The organism is Brachybacterium avium (genome assembly GCF_002216795.1).
In the GTDB taxonomy this organism is placed as follows: domain Bacteria; phylum Actinomycetota; class Actinomycetes; order Actinomycetales; family Dermabacteraceae; genus Brachybacterium; species Brachybacterium avium.
Genome location: NZ_CP022316.1, coordinates 2,019,815 through 2,040,290, shown reverse-complemented (window position 1 = coordinate 2,040,290; position 20,476 = coordinate 2,019,815). Strand labels below are relative to the sequence as shown.

Genomic DNA, 20,476 nt, shown 5'->3' with positions numbered 1-20,476 from the left:
GTCTGTCCCAGCTGTCGCATTAGCACCTGCGTGACGACAGTTCACGCAGGCTCGATCGGTGCCTGACCATCCAGCGTGCCCCAGCTGTCGTCACAGCGTCCGCATGACGACAGCTCACGCAGACTCGAGACGCGCGAAGCAGACTCGAGACGCACGGAGCAGACTCGAGACGCGCGGAGCAGGGCTCGGGCGCGAGCTCATCGGCGCCGGCCGTCACGGGAATGCGTTTAACGGGTATCGGTGCGCGAAATAGTTGACTACGCTAAGCCATCGACCCCGACCGTCGGGGCCTCCCGCACCCACTGAGGTTCTCTCTCCCCATGCTCGGCACCATGCGCCGCCTCTGGACGACTGTTCGCCCTATCCGTTTCCGCCTCTACCTGGGTCTCCTCAGCGCCATGACCGCGTCGATCGTGGCCCTGATGATTCCGCAGGTCCTGGAGTTCATCGTCAACCGCCTCGACACCGATGCGACCGCCGCCACCATCTGGACCGGCGGCGCGATCGTGCTGGGCCTCGGCATCGTCGAGGCCTCATTGATCTGGTTGCGCCGCACCTTCGCCGTCGCACCCTCGACCACCGTCGAGAAGCAGATCCGCGTGAGCTTCTACGCGAAGGTCCAGAACATGCCGGTCACCTTCCACGACGGCTGGGGCTCCGGCCAGCTGCTCTCGCGCATGATGAGCGACATCAGCCAGATCCGCCGCTGGATCGCCTTCGGCATGATCATGGCCGTCACCAACGTCGTCACCATCACCGTGGGCATGGCGCTGCTGGTCCGCTCCTCCGCGACCCTGGCGCTGATCTTCTTCCTCGCCGCGGTGCCGGTGGTGATCATCGCCTACCGCTTCCACCGCGGGTTCTCGGTGCTCTCCCGCCGCTCCCAGGATCAGAACGGTGACCTGGCCACCACGATCGAGCAGTCGGTCCAGGGCATCCGGGTGCTGAAGGCCTTCGGCCGCGGCCCGTCGGCCCTGGAGGGCTTCACCGAACAGGCCGAGGAGCTGCGCCGCACCGAGGTGCGCAAGGCCACCGCGATCGCCCGCTTCGACATGTTCATGTTCATGCTGCCCGAGCTCGCGCTCGGCATCGCACTGCTCGCGGGCCTGCACCTGACCGCCTCGGGCGACATCTCCACCGGCCAGCTCGCCTCCTACTTCGCGACCGCCACCTTGGTGGTGGGGCCGGTGCGGATGCTCGGCATGCTGCTGGGACAGGCCGTGAACGCCACCACCGCGCTGGACCGTCACTTCGAGGTGATGGACTCCGAGAACTCCATCACCACACCCGAGTCACCGGCGCGCCTCGACCCGTCGGCCGCGACCGGCGCGGTGCGGCTGGAGAACGTGCACTTCCGCTACGAGGATGCTCCCGATCATGTCTCGGACGTGATCGACGGGGCGAACCTCGAGATCCGCCCCGGCGAGACCATGGCGCTGGTGGGGGTGACCGGGAGCGGCAAATCCACGCTGCTGCAGCTGGTGCCGCGGCTGTACGACGTCACCTCCGGCACCGTCACCATCGACGGGGTCGACATCCGCGACATGGACCTCACCGACCTGCGCACCCTCACCGCAGTCGCCTTCGAGGACGCCACCTTGTTCTCCGACTCCGTGCGGGAGAACGTGCTGCTGGGCGCGGACCGCTCCCTGTCCGAGGAGGCGGCCGAGGAGCTGATGCACGTCGCACTGCACACCGCCGACGCCACCTTCGCCTACGAGCTGCCCGAGGGGGTCGACACCCGTATCGGTGAGGAGGGCATGAGCCTGTCCGGTGGGCAGCGTCAGCGCCTGGCCCTGGCCCGCTCCATCGCCGCCAAGCCCGCCGTGCTGCTGCTGGACGACCCGCTCTCGGCCCTGGACACCAAGACGGAGGAGACCGTCACCGGGCGTCTGCGGGAGGTGCTCGAGGGCACCACCACCCTGATCGTCGCCCACCGCACCTCGACCGTGGCGCTGGCCGATCGGGTCGCGCTGCTGGACGGCGGGCGCGTGGTCGACGTCGGCACCCACACCGAGCTGCTGGCCAGCTCCGCCCGCTACCGCTGGGTGATCGCCCACCAGGAGGAGGAGAGGCGCCGCGACCAGGACATCGAGACCCTCACCGGCGAGCTCGAGCTCCGCGCGATCCAGGAGGAGGGCCGATGAGCGCCCCGACGGTGAAGAACCCGCAGCCGGACCAGAACGATCCGGAGCAGCAGCCCCACGACGCAGCCGAGAACAAGCTCTCCCGGCAGCGCTCCTTCGCCCTGCTGCGCGAGCTGATCTCCCCGGTCAAGGGTCAGTTCGCGGTGATGGCGATCATGGTCATCATCGCGCAGCTGGCCGTCGTGGCCGGCCCGGCGATCATCGCCTGGGGCATCGACCACGGCCTGCCCTCCCTCCAGGAGGGGAACTCCGTCCCGGCGTTCCAGGCCGCCGCGCTGGCGGCCGCCGCGGCGGTCGTCGGCGGCGTGCTGACCTACGGGTACGTGCGCCAGTCGGTGGTGGTGGGCCAGCGGATGCTGCTCGCGCTGCGCCGGAAGGTCTTCCGCTTCACCCAGAAGCAGGACCTCGAGTTCCACGAATCCTACACCTCGGGCCGGATCGTCTCCCGCCAGACCTCCGATATGGAGGCGCTGCGAGAGCTGCTCGACTCGGGCGTGAACGTCATGGTGGGCGCCTCGCTGTCGATGGTGTTCACGATCGTGCTGATCGTGGCCATGGACCCGGTGACCGGTCTGGTGATGCTGGCGATGCTGATCCCCTGCGTGATGCTGACGGTGTGGTTCCAGAAGCGCTCCAGCATCGAGTACCGAGCGATCCGCACCCATTCGGCGCGGCTGATCGTCCACTTCGTCGAGGCTATGGCGGGCATCCGCGCGGTGAAGGCCTTCCGCAAGGAGGACCGCAACCAGGCGGAGTTCGACGGTCTCGCCCAGGACTACCGCGACGCCTCGATGCGCTCGATCAACGTCTTCGGCATCTACCAGCCGGCGCTGCGCGTGCTCGCCAACATCACCATCGCCGCCGTGCTGGTGGTGGGCGGGTTCCGGGTGCTGGCCGGCGATCTGCAGGTCGGGGTGCTGGTGGCGCTGGTGCTGTACTCGCGTCGGTTCTTCCAGCCGGTCGACGAGATCGCGAACTTCTACAACGCCTTCCAGTCCGCCGTCGCGGCGCTGGAGAAGATCGCGAACCTCCTCGCGGTGCAGCCGCATGTCCAGGAATCGGTGAGCCCGACCGCGCTGCCCACCTCGAACGGCCAGGTGGACTTCGAGCAGGTCGCCTTCCGCTACACCGAGGACGGCCCGCTGGTGCTGCAGCCGATGGACCTGCACATCCCCGCCGGGCAGACGATCGCCCTGGTGGGCCAGACCGGCGCCGGGAAGTCCACGGTCGCCAAGCTCATCGCACGCTTCTACGACACCACCGAGGGACGGGTGATGCTGGACGGCGTGGACCTGCGGGACATCTCGATGCAGGACCTCACCCGCAACATCGTGATGGTCACCCAGGAGGCGTACCTCTTCTCCGGCACCGTCGCGGACAACATCGCCCTCGGCAAGCCGGGCGCGAGCCGCGAGGAGATCGAGGAGGCCGCCCGCGCCATCGGGGCCGACGAGTTCATCGAGAAGCTCCCCTACGGCTACGACACCGACGTGAGCAAGCGCGGCGGGCGGGTCAGCGCCGGGCAGCGGCAGCTGATCTCCTTCGCCCGCGCCTTCCTCGCCGATCCGCGGGTGCTGATCCTGGACGAGGCCACCAGCTCGCTGGACATCCCCAGCGAGCGGATGGTGCAGGAGGGGCTCACCAAGCTGCTCGGGCACCGCACCTCACTGATCATCGCCCACCGCCTGACCACCGTGATGATCGCGGATCGGGTGCTGGTGGTGCACGGCGGCGAGGTCGTCGAGGACGGCTCCCCCACCGGGCTGGTCGCCGCCGGCGGTCGCTTCGCCGCGCTGTACCAGGCGTGGCAGGACTCGATGTGAGCATCCGGTGACCCTCTCCTCGCCAGATCCGACGCCCCACATGCGGGCGGCCTTCCTCCGTGCGCTGGGAGGGCCGGAGCAGATCGAGGTGAGTGAGCTGCCCGTCCCGCGTCCGAGGCCCGGTCAGGTGCTCCTGGCCGTACGGGCCAGCAGCCTCGATCCGGTCGACGCCCTGGTCCGCAGCGGCGCCTTCCCCACGCAGACCCCCTTCCCCTTCGTGCTGGGCCGCGACGCGGTGGGCACCGTGATCGATGCCGGCGCCGGGGCCGAGGATCTGCTGGGCCGACGGATGGCCACCTCCTCCCTCGGCCACGACGGGCGCCAGGGCGCCTGGGCTCCCGCGGCCGTCGTGCCCCGGGAGCGCCTGTACCCCGTTCCCGCGGAGGTGGAGGACGCGGTCCTCGCCGCGGCCCTGCACCCGGCCTCGACCGCGCACCTGGCCCTGCACCGCCACGGACACCTGGTGGCGGGCGAGACCGTGCTGGTGGGCGGCGGGGCGGGCAACGTGGGCAGCGCCCTGGTCGCGGAGGCCGCCCGGTGCGGAGCCCGCGTCGTGGCCACCGCCCGCCGCCGCGACGCCGCGCGGGTCCGCGCGCTCGGTGCGGCCGGAACGGTCACCACGGTGGACCACACCGACCCCGGAGCGGCTGACCAGCTGCGGGAGCTGCTGGGAGGCCGCGCCGACCTCGTCGTGGACACCTCGGGACGGCTGGACCCGGAGCTGCTCGCAGATCTGATGGCCGTGCGCGGCCGCATCGTGGTCATCGCCGCACCGCCGAACCCGCCGCGCATCCCGCTGGCCCGGCTCTACACCCGCGACGTCTCCCTGCACGGCTTCGTCATCTCGCGCGCCACCGTCGAGGAGCTGGCCGACGCGGCCCGGGGGACGGTGCGCCTGCTGCAGGAGACTCCCTGGCGGCCCCGCATCACCGACACCGTGGGCCTGGACGCGGCGCGCTCCCTGCACGAGAGGCTCGATGCGGGCGGCATCGAGGGCCGGGTCGTGATGCGGATCCGCGCGTGAGGGCGAGCCCGGCCTCACGACGCCCCGGGAGCGGCAAAGGGCCCGCCTGCGGACAGTCCCGCGAGCAGCGGCACGGGCACGGCACGGCCAGCAGCACGAGCGGCCGCGTGGGAGCAGAAGTCATCCACTGGCGTTGAGCCAGCATGCGGCCGCGTATACGGAGGCGCATGCTGGCGCAGCGCCAGTCGATGCACGACGTCCCGGCCACACGTGCCCTCGCCCGCCCTGACAGCCCCGATAGCCCGGTCCTCAGGCGCCGAGCAGGGCCCGCAGCTCCGGGGTGAGGCCGTCGACCTGCACCGGCACGTCCGGTCGGCGGAACGTCTCGGGCGTGACCAGGAAGCGCTGCTCGTGCCTCGTCGGCCCGAGCAGGGTGGACATCTGGGTGCCGTCCTCGACATACCCGCAGGCACGGGAGACGCCGAAGGACGCCTCGTTGCCGAAGGCCGCCGCGGACTCCGCCCGCTGCGCCCCCAGGTGGTCGAAGGCGAGCACCAGCATCGCCTGGCGCATCAGCGTCCCGAATCCCTGGCCGTGGGCGTCGAGGGTGAGCCAGGAGCCGGAGGTGACGGTGCGTCGTTCGGCGAAGCGCACGGCTGCGATGTCCTGGCAGCCGATCAGGCGGCCGCCGGCCCAGATGCCCAGCGGCAGGGTCCAGTCGTCCGGGGACACCGCGCTGCGCAGGTGCCACTGGAAGCTCAGTGCATTGCGCACGCGCACCTCGGGCTCTGCCCGGTACCACCCGAACACGGACGGCGACTCGGGGTCCGCGAAGATCGGGCGCTGCAGCAGCGCGGCGTACTCGGGCAGGTCCGCATCGGCGAGGGGGCGCAGGGTGAGGTCACCGGCGCGCAGCACCAGGCCGAAGGGCGGGTGGAGAGTCGCGAGGTCGGGGAGATCGGTCATCGGCACAGGGTAGAGGTTCACGAGGCCACGGGCCTCCGAATACTCCGCCTCGTCCCTTTCGCATGGGTCCTTAGGCTGTCCCCATGACGACCGACCTGCTGCTGACCGGATTCGAGCCCTTCGACGGGGCGGCGGTGAACGAGTCCTGGGAGGCGGTGCGCTGTGCGGCACCGCAGCTTCGGGCCCAGGGCCTCGCGGTCCGGACCCTCGAGCTGCCGGTCGAGTTCGGCCGGGCCGGGCAGCTGCTCGCCGCGGCGGTGCGCGAGCATCGGCCGACGCTGGTGATCGCCGTCGGCCTCGCCGCGGGACGCACGGGGATCACCCCGGAGCGGGTCGCGATCAACGTGCGCGATGCGCGGATCCCCGACAGCGCCGGCGCGAGCCCGGTGGACGAGCCGATCGAGGCCGACGGCCCGGTCGGCTGCTTCAGCACCCTGCCGATCAAGGCGATGGTCGCCGCGCTCACGGCCGACGGGATCCCTGCCTCGGTGTCCCAGACGGCCGGCACCTACGTGTGCAATGACGTCTTCTACGCGCTCCAGCATCTCCTGGCGACGGACGAGGAGCTCGCCGGGATCCGCGGCGGCTTCGTCCACGTCCCCTCGGCCGACGTCCTCGACACCGCCACCACGGCCCGCGCCCTCACCCGGATGGCCGAGGTGGCGCTGCGCACCGAGGTCGATGCCGCGCTCGCGGGCGGCGCCGAGCACTGAGTGTCCACAGGTGCGGCCGGTGAGGGATGATCCGGCGCCATCGCGTGTGCACAACGGGTCCAGCGGGGCACCCAGTGGCCGGGAAGCTCCTCCTGTGCGCCTCTTCCGAGAAGTTATCCACAGGGTTTTCCACAGCCGTGGACGAATGACAGACATGTAGTTCCGCAGGTACAGCGGAGAACCCGGGCGTGTCGCGACCCGCGCCCTCCGGACCGGGCACGGTCCTGCAACTGCCCCGCAGCGCTTCGGCACCATCCGCCCTCGCTTCGCGTCGTCGCAGGTCACCGAGCTTTATGGTGGCGGCTGCCGGCCGCTCCCCCTCGCGCTGAGCAGCGCTCCTGCCGGCCGCACGGCGAGCGCAGGAGCGGTGAGCATGCGCACGACGAGGAGGCCTGCCGGCGCCGTCCCCACCGTCTGTCCACAGTCGATCCCCTGTTATCCACAGCAAGATCGTGTAATCCCCAGCCCTCCGCAGAGTTATCCCCAATTCTGTCCACAGCTGGGGAAAACCACATCCATGTAGTTCCCCGAACACGTCATGGGGCGGCGACGATCCGTGCTAATAGAGGGCCGACGACGGACGGGCCGGGGCGGCCCGTTCGCCGCCCCGGCCCGTCCCGGTGCTCCCTCCGCGCCCGTCACCGGGCGCGGTGCTCACTGCCCGATCACCAGCAGGGTCTTGACCACGATCAGCACCACGCACAGCACCACCGCTGCCGCGACCACCGCGGAGTGCACGAGGGCGGAGCGGCGCGCCAGCGCCTGCCGGTCCGCCCCGGCAACCGCCTTGGGACGGAGGGCGAACATCCCCGCGGTCACGGCGGCGCCGAGCAGCAGGCCGCCCAGGTGCCCCTGCCAGGAGATCCCCGGGACGGTGAAGGTGATGACGAGGTTCAGGCCGATCAGGACGAGGATCTGCATGGTCTGCCCGCCCAGGTGCCGGTTGACGATGAACATGGCGGCGAACAGGCCGAACACACCGCCGCTGGCCCCGAGGGTGCCGGTGTACCAGGACTGCTCCAGCGAGTTCGCGATCAGGTACACGGCGGTGTGCCCGCCGAGCATCGAGACCAGGTAGACCGCGGAGAACCGGACGCGGCCGAGCACCTGCTCGAGATACCTCCCCACGATCCACAGCGCATACATGTTCAGCCCCAGGTGCAGGAGCCCGCCGTGCAGGAAACCGGCGGTGAAGAAGGTCCACGGCATCGCCACGGCACGGAAGGGGACGAACAGCCCCAGCTGCACCACGAGCTGCGGGGCGATCGTCTGCCCGAGGTACGCCAGCACGCACAGGCCGATCAGGGTGTAGGTGACATACGGGGTGCGCTGGCCCATGCGGGCGCCCATCGCGTTCCGCGGCCGGGTCGAGGCCTGCTGCCGGGAGATCTCCCGCTCGCAGTCCACGCACAGCACCCCCACCGAGGTGGGGCGCTGGCAGTCCGGACAGGCCGGGCGCTCGCAGCGCTTGCAGCGCACGTAGCTCACCCGGTCGGGGTGCCGCGGGCACACCGGTGGGGCCTGCGGGTCCGGATTGTCCTCGGCGCTGTAGCCGTAGCTCGGTCGTTCCATGCCCTCATTCCATCACGGGGGCCTGGGCCGCTCCCGAGCGGCGACCTCAGGCGGCGGTGTACGGGAACGCCGCGAAGAGCGTCTCGAAGCGGCGGTGCTGCGTCGGGCTCACAGTGCACAGCTCCTGAAGCACGAGCCTCCGCTTCCCAGCCGTGCCCTTCCGGCTCCAGAGCCCCACCACCTCGCCGCGGCGCAGCGCCGCCCGCTTGAACACCCCGTTGTTGCCGGGCACCAGCGCGCAGTGCCGCTCGGGGTCCATCAGGTAGAGCCGGTCGCGGTAGCCGAGCACCAGCTCGTCGAAGCCGGGCAGCAGCAGCTCGCGCATCGTCTCCTTCTCCGCGGCGGCATAGTCCTCGGCCAGTCCCGGCCGCCACCACAGCCGCTCGCCATCCCCTCCGCGGGCCGCCACGGCGGTGGCGTGGAGCCGGCCGGCCCGGTCCGCGTATCCGCTCTCCAGCTGGGACTCGATCAGCGGCAGCGCCGCCCGGATCGTCCCCAGCGGCAGTTTGGACCACCAGGCGAGGTCGCGCTCCCCCGCCGGGCCGTGGCTGGTGAGGTACCGCCGGGCGAGCTCGGCGGCGGCCGCTGCCCGTTCACCGTTGAAGGCGCCCGCGAGGTCGGTGTCGGCGGGCAGCCAGGCCCGAGCGAGCACCACCGCGGTCTCCCCGTCGCGCCACGGGCCGTAGGCGGCGATGCCACCGGAGATCAGCTCCGACAGCAGGTGGTAGCCGCGGCCCCGGTCGGTGCGGATCCCTGCCGTCTCCCACGCCGCGATGAGCTCCGTGCGCAGCACTCCGCGGCCCTTCCCCGGCACCGACTGCTCCGCGGCGATCTCCTCGAGCACCTCCTGGGCCCGCTGCACGTGATGGCCCTCCAGCTCGAGATGCCCGCGCCGGGAGATCGCGGCCCGCAGCGGAGCGACGGCGCAGAGCTCGGTGAGCCAGGCGAGCGAATCGGCGGCGACCGCGAAGACGGTGCCGCGCATCGGATAGCCGCGCACCACCTCCCCGCGGTCGAAGGCGGCGAGCACCGCGTCCAGGTCGCCCCCGGTGCGCAGGGCGAGGGAGGCCATCACCCCCGCCACATCCTGGCCCTGGTGTGCACCGAACGCCCGCGCCGCCGCGGCGGGATCGGGGAAGCGGGGCTCCCCGACCAGGCCCTGGGCGAGGATCCGGGCGCCGGCGAGGTGTCGCTGAGTCATGGGCAGAGCGTACTGGCCGCCACCGGGACGAGCCGGAGATCCATCGAACGGTTGATCCCTTCGCACGGCGGTCTCCATAGCGTGGAAGCACCCCCACAAAGGGACCGTCATCCGCCCGCCACCAGCGGTCATCTCGCGAAGGAACCACAGTGTCTGCACCCACGCCCGTCACCCGCCGCCCTCGGCCCGGCGACCCCGCCGGTGCTGAGCCGCCGGCCGACTCCGCCGTCCCCACCGGGGTCGTCGGCCGCGTCGCCGAGCGGATCGCCGCCACCCTCACCGGTCGTCGCTCCGCCTGGGTGATGCTCGCGGTGTGCGTCGGCCTGCTCCTGGCGATGGCCGGTGGCCTGCGGGGCGCCGGTCCCGCCGCCGGGATGGATGCGCTGCCGGAGACCTCCGAGTCCTCCCGCGCCGCGGCCATCGCCGACACCATGGAGGGCAACCGCTACCAGCCGGTGTTCGCCGTGATCACGCGCGAGGACGGCGGGGCCCTGACCGATGAGGACACCGCCGCGATCGAGACCCTGCGCTCCGATCTCGCAGAGGTCTCCGGGCGCGAGGCGATCGGGCCCATGCCCGCCGAGGACGGCGAGGCCGACCTGGTCATGACCACAGTCGACTCCGAGGCCGACAACGACACGATCGACGCGATGATCACGGACCTGCGCGCCGCGGCCGACGACTCCGCCCCGAGAACCTCACCGTGTCCGTCACCGGCGGCCCCGCCGTCGGCTCCGACATCCGGGGCGCCTTCTCCGGCGCGAACTTCACGCTGCTCGCGGTGACCATCGCCGTGGTGGCCGTGCTGCTGCTGCTGACCTACCGCTCCCCGATCCTGTGGCTGGTGCCGCTGTCGATCGTCGCCCTCGCGGACGGCGCCGCCGGCGCGCTCACCTCCATGCTCGGCGAACAGTTCTCCCTCGCCTTCGATGCGGGCGTGATCAGCGTGCTGGTGTTCGGTGCGGGCACGAACTATGCCCTGCTGCTGATCTCCCGCTACCGCGAGGAGCTGCACCGCAGCACAGACCATCGCGCCGCATTGGCCACCGCCTGGGTCCGCACGGCGCCGGCGATCATCGCCTCGAATGTCACCGTGGTGCTGGCGCTGATGACACTGCTGGCCGCGGTCATGCCCGCCACCCGCGGGCTCGGCATCGCCGCGGCAGCCGGCCTGCTGGTGGCCCTGCTCGCCGTGCTGTTCCCCCTGACCGCGCTGCTCGCCGTGGTCGGCCGCCGGGTGTTCTGGCCCTTCGTGCCGAAGCCTGCGACCGCTGCGAACGCTGCCTCTCGTCGCGACGACGCCGAGCACGGGCCCTTCGCGGCCGTCGCCCGCACCGTCACCCGCCGTCCCCTCGTGGCCGCTGTGGTCTCGGTGCTGCTGATGGCGGTGCTGGCCACCGGTCTGCTCGGCACCCGGGTCGGGCTCTCGCAGGATGAGCAGTTCGCCTCGGCCAACGAATCCTCCACCGGTTTCGCCGCGATGGCCGAGCACTACGGCGCAGGCGAGAGCGCCCCGCACCAGATCGTGGTGCGCGAGGCGGCTGCGGACGCCGCTGTCGAGACCGCCGAATCGGTGCCCGGCATCGACCGCGCCTCCGTCTCCGGCACCACGCCGGACGGCTGGGCCGTGCTCTCCGCCGTCGGCACCGCCGAGCCGGAGTCCCCGGTGGCATTCGAGGAGGCCGAGGGGCTGCGTACGGCCCTGCACTCCCTGGCCGGGGCCGACGCCCTGGTGGGCGGCACGACGGCGAGCGCCCTGGATGTGCGCGCCGATTCCACCCGTGACCTGCTGGTGGTGGCGCCGATGATCCTCGGCGTGGTGCTGATCGTGCTGATGGTGCTGCTGCGGGCGGTCGTCGCCCCGCTGGTGCTGCTGACCGTGAACGTCGCCAGCTCGGTCGCCGCGATCGGGCTGGGGCTGTGGGCCGGCCGGCTGCTGCTCGACATCCCGGCGCTGGACGTGACGGTGCCGCTGCTGGCCTTCCTGTTCCTGGTCGCCCTCGGCGTGGATTACACGATCTTCCTGGTCCACCGCGCCCGCCACGAGGCGGCGACCCACGGCACCACCAAGGGCATGGTGCGGGCCGTCGGCTCCACCGGGGTGGTCATCACCAGTGCGGGCGTGGTGCTCGCCGCGGTGTTCGCGGCGCTGGGGGTGCTGCCCCTGGTGGTGCTCGGCCAGCTCGGCCTGATCGTGGGCCTGGGCGTGCTGCTGGACACCCTGCTGGTGCGCACGGTGCTGGTGCCGGCGCTGTTCGCACTGATCGGGGACCGCATGTGGTGGCCGTCCCATCCGGTGCAGCGCTGAGACGCTCGCCCCGAGGGTGATCGGGCGCAGTGGCGGAGTGATCTCTCCGCCACTGCGCCCGATCGAATTTTGCCGACAGGGGTCGAAAAGCTAGCCTGGCCTGCGTCCCCTCCCTCGAAGAGAGCACTCCATGACGCCCCGACGCCTGCCCCTCGCCCCGCCCCCCGACCTCGCCCGCCGCGGCGTGCTGCTCGCCGGGCCCGCCCTGCTGCTGGCCGGCTGCGGTCTGCTCCCGACCGGCAGCGCGGACGAGAGCTCACAGGACACCGGCGCCGGTGACGCGGAGAGCGGCTCCGACGACGTGAAGGACGGCTCCGAGAAGCCTGCCGCTGATCCGGCGACCTCCGCCACCCTCGATCTGACCACCGTCGAGGTGACCGACGAGGTCGTCGCCGGTGGACTGATGCAGCGCATGGAGGGCTCCGAGACGCTGATCCAGCCCTACGCCCAGGTCACCGTGACGGCCACGACCCTGCTCGACAGCCTCACCGCGGAGCAGTTCACCGCCCTGACCGGCGAGGAGGCCCCTCTTCCCGACGGCGCCGACCGCTTCGACGAGGTGCCGGCCGCCACCACCCTGCTGCCCGGCGAGCTGAAGAAGTTCCTGCTCACCTCCTGGGAATCGACCGACCCGGACTGGACTCCAGCACCACGACACGTCCTCACCGAAATGCACATCACCCATCTGAGGAACAACGACATCCGCCTGGACAGCGCCGACGAGGGGGACGCGGAGCGCCGCGGGACCGTGCTCGCGATCGTCGACGCCTCCCCCGCCGCGGATGCCGTGACCCTCCGTGCCGAGATCGGTGACGGGGTGCAGGAGATCTCCCTGGTCGACGGCACGATCGTCGCCACCCCCGCGCCGCGGATGTACTCCGGCGGCCTCGAGGTGCAGGTCTCCGAGGCCGGCAGCATCGACACGAAGGTCCCGGACGGCTTCGGCAGTGACTACATGTCCCTGCACGGCACGGTCGAGGAGGCGTACCTCTCGCCGTTCGTGAAGACGAGCCTGGGGTACGGAGGCAACCTGGGCTGGGCCCGCGAGGACGAGATCCACCTGGTGATCCCACTGGTCTGGGACCGCGACTTCTCCGCGAACGTCAAGGAGCACACCGAAGTGATGCTGGAGCTGCCCGACGGCACCGAGCTGCGGCCCGCCCAGGACCAGTCGACGATGTTCGGCAGCTCGCACAGGCAGCCCATCGCCACCTTCACCATCCCCGCGGATCTGGACACCGCGACCGTGAAGATCATGCCGCGCTTCGGCCAGGTACTGGATCGGGACTTCGAGCAGGTCGAGGAGCCGGTCACCGCCACGCTGACCTTCGCCTGAGCCGGCTCGGGTACGGGCGCTGCCGCAGGCGCCCGCACTGCGGCCACGAGCGTCGACGCAGCTGCCGCCGCACGCACGGGCACCCCGGGCAGACGCAGGAGCGCCGCCGGTGCCTCCGCAGCCGGCCGAGGCCGGTACTGCAGGGGCGCCGACGGCGCTCCAGGTCGATGAGCGCTCACGAGCGCTCGAGGGTCACTTCTCGATGGTCACCGAGGTGATGACGACGTCCTCGAGGGGGCGATCGCGCATATCGGTCTTGACGGCCTCGATCGCGTCGACGACCTTCTTGGAGTCCTCGTCGGCGACCTCGCCGAACACGGTGTGCTTGCCCTGCAGGTGCGGGGTGGGGCCGACGGTGATGAAGAACTGCGAACCGTTGGTGCCGGAGGGCTTGCCGGTCAGCGCGTTGCGGCGCTTGCCGGCGTTGGCCATCGCGAGCACGTAGGGCTCGTTGAAGTTCTTCTCGGAGATCTCGTCGTCGAAGTTGTAGCCCGGGCCGCCGGTGCCGGTGCCCAGCGGGTCGCCGCCCTGGAGCATGAAGCCGGCGATGATGCGGTGGAAGATGACGCCGTCGTAGAACGGACGGGTGACCTTCTCGCCGGTCTCCGGATCGGAGAACTCGCGGGTGCCCTCGGCGAGACCCACGAAGTTCTCGACGGTCTTGGGCGCGTGGTTCGGGAACAGCTCGAGGCGGATGTCCCCATGGTTGGTGTGAAGAGTTGCGAACATGGCGTCATCCTCGCATATGAGCGGCCTGACCGACCGGACGGGCGTGGGTTCCTTCTCATCGGCTGTGAGCCCTCGAACCCGCTCGCGTTAGAGTTGTGCCACACGGGTCCATGGCAGTGTCCACCTGCCACGGCCCAGGGACCACCGTCGGCCCGACCCGACGGACTCGATCGAAAGGGGATTCCCATGGCGCTGACCACCAAGCGGGAGACCAAGAAGGCCAAGAAGCAGGCCGAGAAGACCGTCGACGCCGCCGGCGCGACCGCGCTGAGGGCCGAGAAGGCCGTCGAGGAGCTGCAGAAGCTCGCCGCCACGGTCGGCCCCGTGGTCTCCGAAGGCGCTCGCGAGGCCCGCACCCGCGCGACCGAGCTGTACGGCCAGTACGCTCCCGAGGCGCAGCAGCGTCTGCGCGAGCAGTCCGACAAGCTCTCGGCCAACCTCGGCCCCCGCGCCGACAAGCTCCGCCATGACGTGCAGGAGGACTACCTCCCGCGCGCCCGCAAGACGGTGGAGACCTCCGGCACCGTGCTGAAGGCCGCCGTCGACGCGGCTCGCCAGGAGCTCGACAAGGGCCAGGACGACATCCGCTCCGCGGTCCTCGAGCCGACGAAGCCGAAGAAGAAGGGCCGCGCCGGCAAGGTGCTGCTCGTGCTGGGCCTGGCCGCCGCGGGTGCCGCTGCCGGCTACATCGCCTGGCAGAAGACCCGCCCGGTGGAGGATCCGTGGGCCCCGCCCGCGGACTTCGCGCGCGCTCACTACCCGGCCTCCGCCGCCGACGAGTCCGACTCCTCGACCGTCTCGGACACCGTCGGCTCGGCCGACGCGGGTGACGTGGCCTCGGCCCTGAAGGGTGAGGACCGCGCCTCCGACGTGGAGCCCAAGGAGGTCAAGGTCGACTCGGATCCCGAGGCGTCCGAGGACGACAAGCGCGGCAGCCACCGCGGCGACGCCTGAGCGTCCGCCTCGGCGCTCGCCGGATAATTCCGTGCATGACGGCGCGGTGACCCCGCCTTCGGGCGAGGATCACCGCGCCGTCGTCATGCCCAGGCCCGATCAGCCCGTGCTCACCACCGCCCGGTTGCGCCTGACCCCGGTCGCGGGCACGAGCTCGAAGAGCTGCTGGCCCTGCATGCGGATCCGGGCGCCTTCGCCGAGGACCTCACCGAGCCGCTGTCCGATCGTGCCCAGATGCGCTGGGTGCTCGGGAGGTGGCGCGAGAGCTGGGCCGAGCACGGGCTGGGCTACCTGTCGATCCGCGCGCACCGGCCAGCTCACGAGATTGCGGGAGATGGCCCTCCGCCCGGGTCCGCACCGTTGCCGCAGGGACTGCTCGGCGTCGTCGGCCTCACCCCGCTGACCACCGCGGATCGCCCGGCGCTCAGCGCCTATTGGCGGCTCTCCCCCGCCGCGACGGGGCGCGGGGTGGCGACCGAGGCGATGCGCGCGGTGCTCGCGCATCCGCAGCTCGGCGGGCGCGACGGCGACGGTGACGGTGACGGCGGAGCCGAGATCATCGCGGTGACCGCCCTGGCCAACCGGGCCTCGCTTGCACTGGCCTTGCGCCTCGGTTTCGTCCCGGCGCCGCCGGAGCGCCCGGTGCCCGGCGGTCGCGGCGGCGATGTGCTGCTGGTGCTGGCGGGTTCCTAGACTGAGCCGCATGCCTGCTGCGACTGCCTTCAGCGGTGCCGGCCGCTACGCCCCCTCTCCCAGCGGCGACCTGCACCTGGGGAACCTGCGCACCGCGATCCTCGCCTGGGTGCTGGCCCGGCGCAGCGGACGCGCCTTCCACCTGCGGATCGAGGACCTGGACCGGGTGCGCGAGGGCGCCGAGCAGCGTCAGCTCGAGGATCTCACCGCACTGGGGCTGGACTGGGACGGCGAGGTGGTCCGCCAGTCCGCGCGGGGGACGCCTACACCGCCGCGATCCGGGCGCTGAGCGCACAGGGCAGGGTGTACGAGTGCTGCTGCACGCGGCGGGAGATCCTCGACGCGCCCAGCGCCCCTCATGCCCCGCCCGGCGCCTACCCCGGCACCTGCCGTGACCTCTCCCCCGCCGCCCGGGAACAGGGACGGCAGCGGATGCGGGAGCTGGGACGCGAGCCCGCGCTCCGGCTGCGCGCCGAGGTCCCGAGCTGGCAGGTCCACGACCGCTGGGCCGGAAAGGTGAGCGGCACCGTCGATGACCTGGTGCTGCGGCGCGGGGACGGGGTGGTCGCCTACAACCTCGCCGTGGTCGTCGACGATGCGGCCGCCGGGGTGGATCAGGTGGTGCGGGCCGACGACCTGCTCAGCTCCGCGCCCCGGCAGGCCCACCTGGCGCATCTGCTGGGCCTGCCCGAGCCCGGGTACGCGCACGTGCCGCTCGCGGTGAACCCTGCGGGCACCCGTCTGGCCAAGCGCGATGGTGCGGTGACGCTGCGGGACCGGCTCGAGCGCGGGGAGAGCGCGGCAGCGGTCCTCGAGAGGATCGGGAGCTCGCTGGGGCTCACCGGCTGCCGCAGCGCTAGCGACGTGCTCGAGCGCTGGGACCCAGCAGATCTGCCGCGACATCCGTGGACGGTCGACCTCCCGGACTGAGGCCTCCGGGGACGGACCGGACGCGGCGCACCGCTGCCTTGCACGTCTGCCGCACCACACTTATTACCATTCAGTAACAAGTCTCGATACACGGATGTATCGTGTCCCGCGTGATGTCCTCACTTCGTGCACTCCTCACCGCCCTCACCACCCTGCTCGGGACGGCTCGCGATGCGGCCGCGTCGGCCGCCCGTGCCGTAGCCGGCGCGCTCTCCCGCGCCCTCGGAGCAACGGGCCGCGGGCTCTCCGCCGTCGGCCGCGGTTCGCTCGCGCTGCTGCCCGGGGAGTGGAAGAAGCCGATCGCGGCACTGTTCGTGACCGGCCTCGCCCTAGTCCCGCTGATCTACTCCGGCAACATGACCTGGTCGTTCCTCGACCCGAGCAACAACCTCGACCAGGTCACCGCCGCCGTGGTGAATGAGGACGAGGGCGCCATCGCCACCTCCCCGGACGGCGAGGAGACCACCCTGGACGTCGGCGCCGAGTTCACCGACACGCTGCTGGACCTGGACAAGGACTCGGCCTACCACTTCGTGGAGGTCTCCCCGGGCGAGGCCGAGCGCGGACTCGCCGACGGCACCTATGGCGCGACCGTCGAGATCCCGTCGGACTTCTCCGGGAACGTCGCCTCCCTCGGCGGGGACGTCGAGGAGGTCGCACCCGCCCTGCTCACCGTGACCACCAACGACTCGGTCAACTACGTGGGCGGCAACTTCACCAAGTCCGTGGGGACGGCGCTGACGGATTCGCTGCGCGCGAGCGTGCTGGAGCAGTACCTGGACCAGATCTACGTGGGCTTCACGACCATCCACGACGGCATCGGCGACGCCGTCGACGGCGCCGGCGAGCTCTCGGACGGCGCCACCACGCTGCACGACGGCACCGGCGATCTGGTCGACGGCAGCGCCGAGCTGACCGACGGCACGGGCCAGCTGACGAAGGGCAGCGCGGAGCTGGCCGAGGGCGCGTCCACCCTGCACTCCGGCAGCCTCGACCTGGTGGTGGGCCTGGACCAGCTCAGCAGCGGGGCGGTCACCCTGCGGGACGGCACGGCGAGGCTCGATGCCGGCGCCCAGGAGCTCAGCACGGGTCTGGTGACCCTCGACGAGAACGGGCGCCCGCTGCGCAGCGGTGCCGACCGGCTCGCCAGCGGCACCTCGGAGCTCGCCACCGGGGCGGGCACCCTGGCCGACGGTGCCGGGCAGGTCGCCGAGGGCACCCAGCAGCTCGACGAGACGGTCACCGCCGCGCAGCAGCGCGCCGACGACCTCGGGGTGAGCTCCGAGGGCGTCCAGCGCGTCAGCGAGGACCTGATCACCGCGATCGACACGCTCGAGGGCGTCGCCGCGGACCTGCCGGGTCAGCTCGCCGACCCGGTGGCCGTCGCCGGCACCGTCTCCGAGACCACCACGACCCTCGACGAGACCGTCAGCGGGGTGGACGAGGCCGCACAGGATCTCGCCCAGGACACCACCGACCGCACCGAGGACGCGCGCCGCCTGCGGGACGGCGCCTCCACGATCGGCGAGGACGCCACCGAGCTGGACGAGGACGTCCAGACCGCGGACCAGGCCGCCACCACCGCCTCCGGGAGCGCCACCACCAGCGAGGAAGGGGTGCGCGGATACACCGAGCAGGTCGATGACCTCGCTGCGCGCTGCGAGGACTCCGGCGCCGAAGCCTCCTTCTGCGAGGAGCTCGCGACCACCTCGAGCACCTCCTCCCAGGTGCGCGGCGACGCCGAGCAGGCCTCCACCGATGCGGACGCGACCCAGGAGGCCACGGGCACCGCGGCCGAGCAATCCACCGACATCGCCGATACCGCCGCGGGCATGACCGAGTCCGCCGAGTCGATGGTCCCCTACCTCGAGGGGCTCTCCGAGACCACCTCGGGCCTCGCCGAGCGGACCTCCTCGCTCGCCGAGAGCACCGGTGACCTCGCCGAGAGCGCCTCGACCCTCGAGCAGGACCTCACCACCCTGCGCGACGACGCCGTCACGGATGCTCCCTCCCCCGAGCCGGGCACCAGCGCCTCAGATCTCGCCGCGGACCTGGCCGAGCAGGCCCGCACCGCGGCGGAGGCCCTCCCCGAGGCCTACTCGACCCTCGAGCAGGGCGCGCAGGACATCCATCGCCTGAACTCCGGTGCCCAGCGGGTGTCCTCGGGCGCCTCCGAGCTCGCCGATGCGAGCGGCACCGCGAGCGAGGGGGCGCAGACCCTCTCCGACGGCGTCACCCGCTATACGGACGGGGTGGGCACCGCCCGGGACGGCGCCGAGGAACTGTCCAACGGCACCGGTCAGCTCGTCGACGGCTCCCAGCAGCTGGCCGAGGGGACCGCGGAGGCCGATGCCGGTGCGCGCCGGCTCGCCGACGGGGCCGGACAGCTCGAGGACGGCGCCACGCAGCTGGAGGACGGCGCGCGGCGGGTCGACGACGGCGCGAACCAGCTGGCCGAGGGTGCGGTCGCGCTCGATGACGGGGCGGGCGAGCTCGCCGACGGCTCCCAGGAGCTGCATGACGGGCTCGCGGAGTCGCAGGACGATGTGCCGGCCTACAGCGATGACGAGAGCGATGCGCTCTCGGAGACCGCCGCGGAGCCGGTGCAGATGAGCTTCGAGCGCGCCCACGATCTGGGCCGCTTCGGGGAGGGCCTGGCCCCGCTGTTCCTCGCCATCAGCCTGTGGGTGGGCGGCATGGCGATCTTCCTGATGATGCCGCCGTTCTCCTCCCGGGCCGCCGCGGCCGGCGCGGGACCCGTCGGCCTGCTGGCCGGCGGTCTGGCGCCCGCCCTGCTGCTGGGCCTGGTCCAGACGGTCATCGCGGTGGGCGCTCTGCACTGGCTGGTGGGCGTGACGATGGACGACCTGCCGCTGATGATGGGGCTCGCCGCCCTGACCTCGATGGTGTTCGTGGCCCTGAACCACGGCTTCGGAGCCCTGTTCGGGCCGGTGGGGAAGTTCGTCGCGCTGGTGCTGATCGCCCTGCAGATCTCCGGTGCCGGCGGCACCTACCCGGTCTCGACCCTGCCGCGGTTCTTCCAGGTGATCCATCCGTACCTGCCGATGACCCACGCCGTGGACGCCTTCCGCGGCGCGATCGGCGGCGGTTGGATCGACCCCTCCGGCGACCTGACCTGGCTGCTCGGCTGGCTCGTGCTCGGTCTCGCGCTCGGCCTGGCCGGCGCCCTGTCCGCGCATCGCCGGGCCATGGCCGCCGGACCGCTGGGAGACGAGGCCGTGCCGGCCTGATCCGATCCGGTGCCGGAGCCACTGCGCCGTGGGCCAGACGGTCTGTCCCACCGAGATCCAGGCGCAGTACAGTCTTCAAGGAACCCACAGCAGTGCCGCCGGTAGCGGTCCAGCACGGAGGAGCACGATGAACCAGACCCCCGATCCCCAGGCCGACTCGACGACGCCGTTGATCACCGTCGACGTGTGGACGGACGTGGTGTGCCCCTGGTGCTACATCGGCGAGTCCCGGCTGCACGACGCGATCGAGGCGGAGGGCCTCGGCGGCCAGGTCCGCCTCCGCGCCCACTCCTTCGAGCTCGCTCCCACCTCCCCGCTCCACTCCGACAAGGACAACGTCGCGCATATGGTCGAGGCCCAGGGGATGCCCGAGGCTGAGGTGCGGGAGATGGAGGCGAAGATCCAGGAAACGGTGCGGGAGACGGGCCGCGAGTACGTCACCGAACGCCCGGTGGCGAACACTCGTGCCCTGCATCGGGTGATGCAGGCGCTCGGCGAAGCCCGCGGGATCGACGTCGCCACCGCCTTCTTCATGGAGCTCCAGCGTGGCTACTTCACCGGCACCGCGAACCCCTTCGAGGTCGAGGCAGTGGTCGCCCGTGCGATCGAGGCCGGCCTGGACGAGCAGGTCGCTCGGTCCGCCCACGCGGGGCAGACACACGACGAGAAGGTCGAGGCCGAGGTGCGCGATGCCACCTCCCTGGGGGCGCGAGGCGTGCCGTTCTTCCTGTTCAACGACACGTACACGGCGCCCGGCGCGCTGCCGACGGAGGCGTTCCGTCAGGCGCTGCGCCAGATCGCCGACGAGGCGCAGGGCGAGCGGGCACAGGCATGAGCGCCGGCGCAGGCCCGGAGCGAACCGTCGCTGGACGAGCCTCCAGCGCATGAC

The 20,476-nt window shown here is 71.7% G+C and carries 15 protein-coding genes and 1 pseudogene; 12 read left to right on the top strand and 4 right to left on the bottom strand.

Translation table 11 applies throughout. From position 1 onward, the window contains the following. Positions 1-320 precede the first annotated feature (320 nt). The 3 genes from CFK39_RS09200 (at position 321) to CFK39_RS09190 (ending at position 4,994) form a co-directional block, all read left to right on the top strand. Positions 321-2,147 carry an ABC transporter ATP-binding protein gene (locus tag CFK39_RS09200; RefSeq protein WP_089065207.1) on the top strand — a complete coding sequence of 609 codons (1,827 nt, stop codon included), beginning with the start codon at positions 321-323 and terminating at the stop codon, positions 2,145-2,147. Next, the gene (locus tag CFK39_RS09195; protein ID WP_089065206.1) at positions 2,144-3,970 is read left to right on the top strand and encodes an ABC transporter ATP-binding protein; all 1,827 of its coding nucleotides are present in this window, start codon (positions 2,144-2,146) and stop codon (positions 3,968-3,970) included. The genes CFK39_RS09200 and CFK39_RS09195 overlap by 4 nt, the downstream gene beginning before the upstream one ends. 88 nt (positions 3,971-4,058) lie before the next feature. Beyond that, on the top strand, positions 4,059-4,994 hold the full coding sequence (locus CFK39_RS09190; protein ID WP_218192249.1) for a zinc-binding dehydrogenase: 936 nt from the start codon (positions 4,059-4,061) through the stop codon (positions 4,992-4,994). Between the two features lie 249 nt (positions 4,995-5,243). Here CFK39_RS09190 and CFK39_RS09185 read toward each other — a convergent pair whose 3' ends face one another. Continuing rightward, positions 5,244-5,900: a GNAT family N-acetyltransferase gene (locus tag CFK39_RS09185; protein WP_089066363.1), complete on the bottom strand. Its 657-nt coding sequence runs from the start codon at positions 5,898-5,900 to the stop codon at positions 5,244-5,246. Positions 5,901-5,983: 83 nt separating this feature from the next. On the opposite strand from CFK39_RS09185, the gene CFK39_RS09180 reads away from it, so the two are divergent. Further along, on the top strand, positions 5,984-6,613 hold the full coding sequence (locus CFK39_RS09180) for a pyroglutamyl-peptidase I (protein WP_089065205.1): 630 nt from the start codon (positions 5,984-5,986) through the stop codon (positions 6,611-6,613). A 654-nt stretch (positions 6,614-7,267) separates the two neighbouring features. Here the strand turns inward: CFK39_RS09180 and CFK39_RS09175 are convergent. Both CFK39_RS09175 and CFK39_RS09170 read right to left on the bottom strand, forming a co-directional pair. Beyond that, a complete protein-coding gene (locus CFK39_RS09175; protein WP_089065204.1) occupies positions 7,268-8,185 on the bottom strand; it encodes a rhomboid family intramembrane serine protease in 918 nt (305 codons plus the stop codon). A 46-nt stretch (positions 8,186-8,231) separates the two neighbouring features. Further along, positions 8,232-9,386 (bottom strand): DNA glycosylase AlkZ-like family protein, encoded by a 1,155-nt coding sequence (locus tag CFK39_RS09170; protein WP_089065203.1) that lies wholly within the window; start codon positions 9,384-9,386, stop codon positions 8,232-8,234. Positions 9,387-9,535: 149 nt separating this feature from the next. Between CFK39_RS09170 and CFK39_RS16845 the strand changes: the two genes are divergently transcribed. The 3 genes from CFK39_RS16845 to CFK39_RS09160 all read left to right on the top strand — a co-directional run bounded on the left by CFK39_RS16845 (position 9,536) and on the right by CFK39_RS09160 (position 13,030). After that, positions 9,536-10,171 carry a hypothetical protein gene (locus CFK39_RS16845; protein ID WP_245822405.1) on the top strand — a complete coding sequence of 212 codons (636 nt, stop codon included), beginning with the start codon at positions 9,536-9,538 and terminating at the stop codon, positions 10,169-10,171. Beyond that, on the top strand, positions 10,090-11,694 hold the full coding sequence (locus tag CFK39_RS09165) for an MMPL family transporter (RefSeq protein ID WP_245822403.1): 1,605 nt from the start codon (positions 10,090-10,092) through the stop codon (positions 11,692-11,694). The genes CFK39_RS16845 and CFK39_RS09165 overlap by 82 nt, the downstream gene beginning before the upstream one ends. A gap of 130 nt (positions 11,695-11,824) precedes the next feature. Continuing rightward, positions 11,825-13,030 (top strand): hypothetical protein, encoded by a 1,206-nt coding sequence (locus CFK39_RS09160; protein WP_089065202.1) that lies wholly within the window; start codon positions 11,825-11,827, stop codon positions 13,028-13,030. A gap of 192 nt (positions 13,031-13,222) precedes the next feature. Here CFK39_RS09160 and CFK39_RS09155 read toward each other — a convergent pair whose 3' ends face one another. Then, entirely contained in the window at positions 13,223-13,759 is a 537-nt protein-coding gene (locus CFK39_RS09155) for a peptidylprolyl isomerase (protein WP_157697124.1), read from the bottom strand. A 186-nt stretch (positions 13,760-13,945) separates the two neighbouring features. Between CFK39_RS09155 and CFK39_RS09150 the strand changes: the two genes are divergently transcribed. The 5 genes and pseudogenes from CFK39_RS09150 to CFK39_RS09130 all read left to right on the top strand — a co-directional run bounded on the left by CFK39_RS09150 (position 13,946) and on the right by CFK39_RS09130 (position 20,422). Then, complete coding sequence (locus CFK39_RS09150; RefSeq protein ID WP_089065200.1) at positions 13,946-14,713, top strand: hypothetical protein; 768 nt, start codon at positions 13,946-13,948, stop codon at positions 14,711-14,713. 162 nt (positions 14,714-14,875) lie between these two features. Beyond that, positions 14,876-15,406: a GNAT family N-acetyltransferase gene (locus CFK39_RS09145; protein WP_157697244.1), complete on the top strand. Its 531-nt coding sequence runs from the start codon at positions 14,876-14,878 to the stop codon at positions 15,404-15,406. A gap of 10 nt (positions 15,407-15,416) precedes the next feature. Beyond that, positions 15,417-16,336 (top strand): annotated as a pseudogene (gene gluQRS, locus CFK39_RS09140) (tRNA glutamyl-Q(34) synthetase GluQRS). Positions 16,337-16,449: 113 nt separating this feature from the next. Beyond that, positions 16,450-19,587, top strand: a complete 3,138-nt coding sequence (locus CFK39_RS09135) for a YhgE/Pip domain-containing protein (RefSeq protein ID WP_089066362.1) — start codon at positions 16,450-16,452, stop codon at positions 19,585-19,587. Between the two features lie 127 nt (positions 19,588-19,714). Then, the gene (locus CFK39_RS09130) at positions 19,715-20,422 is read left to right on the top strand and encodes a DsbA family oxidoreductase (RefSeq protein ID WP_089065199.1); all 708 of its coding nucleotides are present in this window, start codon (positions 19,715-19,717) and stop codon (positions 20,420-20,422) included. Positions 20,423-20,476 lie beyond the last annotated feature (54 nt).

What these genes read in the sequence shown, in the direction of transcription:
- CFK39_RS09200 (WP_089065207.1), top strand. Translation starts at nt 321, where the DNA reads ATGCTCGGCACCATGCGCCGCCTCTGGACGACTGTTCGCCCTATCCGT.
- CFK39_RS09195 (WP_089065206.1), top strand. Translation starts at nt 2,144, where the DNA reads ATGAGCGCCCCGACGGTGAAGAACCCGCAGCCGGACCAGAACGATCCG.
- CFK39_RS09185 (WP_089066363.1), bottom strand. Translation starts at nt 5,900, where the DNA reads ATGACCGATCTCCCCGACCTCGCGACTCTCCACCCGCCCTTCGGCCTG.
- CFK39_RS09180 (WP_089065205.1), top strand. Translation starts at nt 5,984, where the DNA reads ATGACGACCGACCTGCTGCTGACCGGATTCGAGCCCTTCGACGGGGCG.
- CFK39_RS09175 (WP_089065204.1), bottom strand. Translation starts at nt 8,185, where the DNA reads ATGGAACGACCGAGCTACGGCTACAGCGCCGAGGACAATCCGGACCCG.
- CFK39_RS09170 (WP_089065203.1), bottom strand. Translation starts at nt 9,386, where the DNA reads ATGACTCAGCGACACCTCGCCGGCGCCCGGATCCTCGCCCAGGGCCTG.
- CFK39_RS09160 (WP_089065202.1), top strand. Translation starts at nt 11,825, where the DNA reads ATGACGCCCCGACGCCTGCCCCTCGCCCCGCCCCCCGACCTCGCCCGC.
- CFK39_RS09155 (WP_157697124.1), bottom strand. Translation starts at nt 13,759, where the DNA reads ATGTTCGCAACTCTTCACACCAACCATGGGGACATCCGCCTCGAGCTG.
- CFK39_RS09150 (WP_089065200.1), top strand. Translation starts at nt 13,946, where the DNA reads ATGGCGCTGACCACCAAGCGGGAGACCAAGAAGGCCAAGAAGCAGGCC.
- CFK39_RS09135 (WP_089066362.1), top strand. Translation starts at nt 16,450, where the DNA reads ATGTCCTCACTTCGTGCACTCCTCACCGCCCTCACCACCCTGCTCGGG.
- CFK39_RS09130 (WP_089065199.1), top strand. Translation starts at nt 19,715, where the DNA reads ATGAACCAGACCCCCGATCCCCAGGCCGACTCGACGACGCCGTTGATC.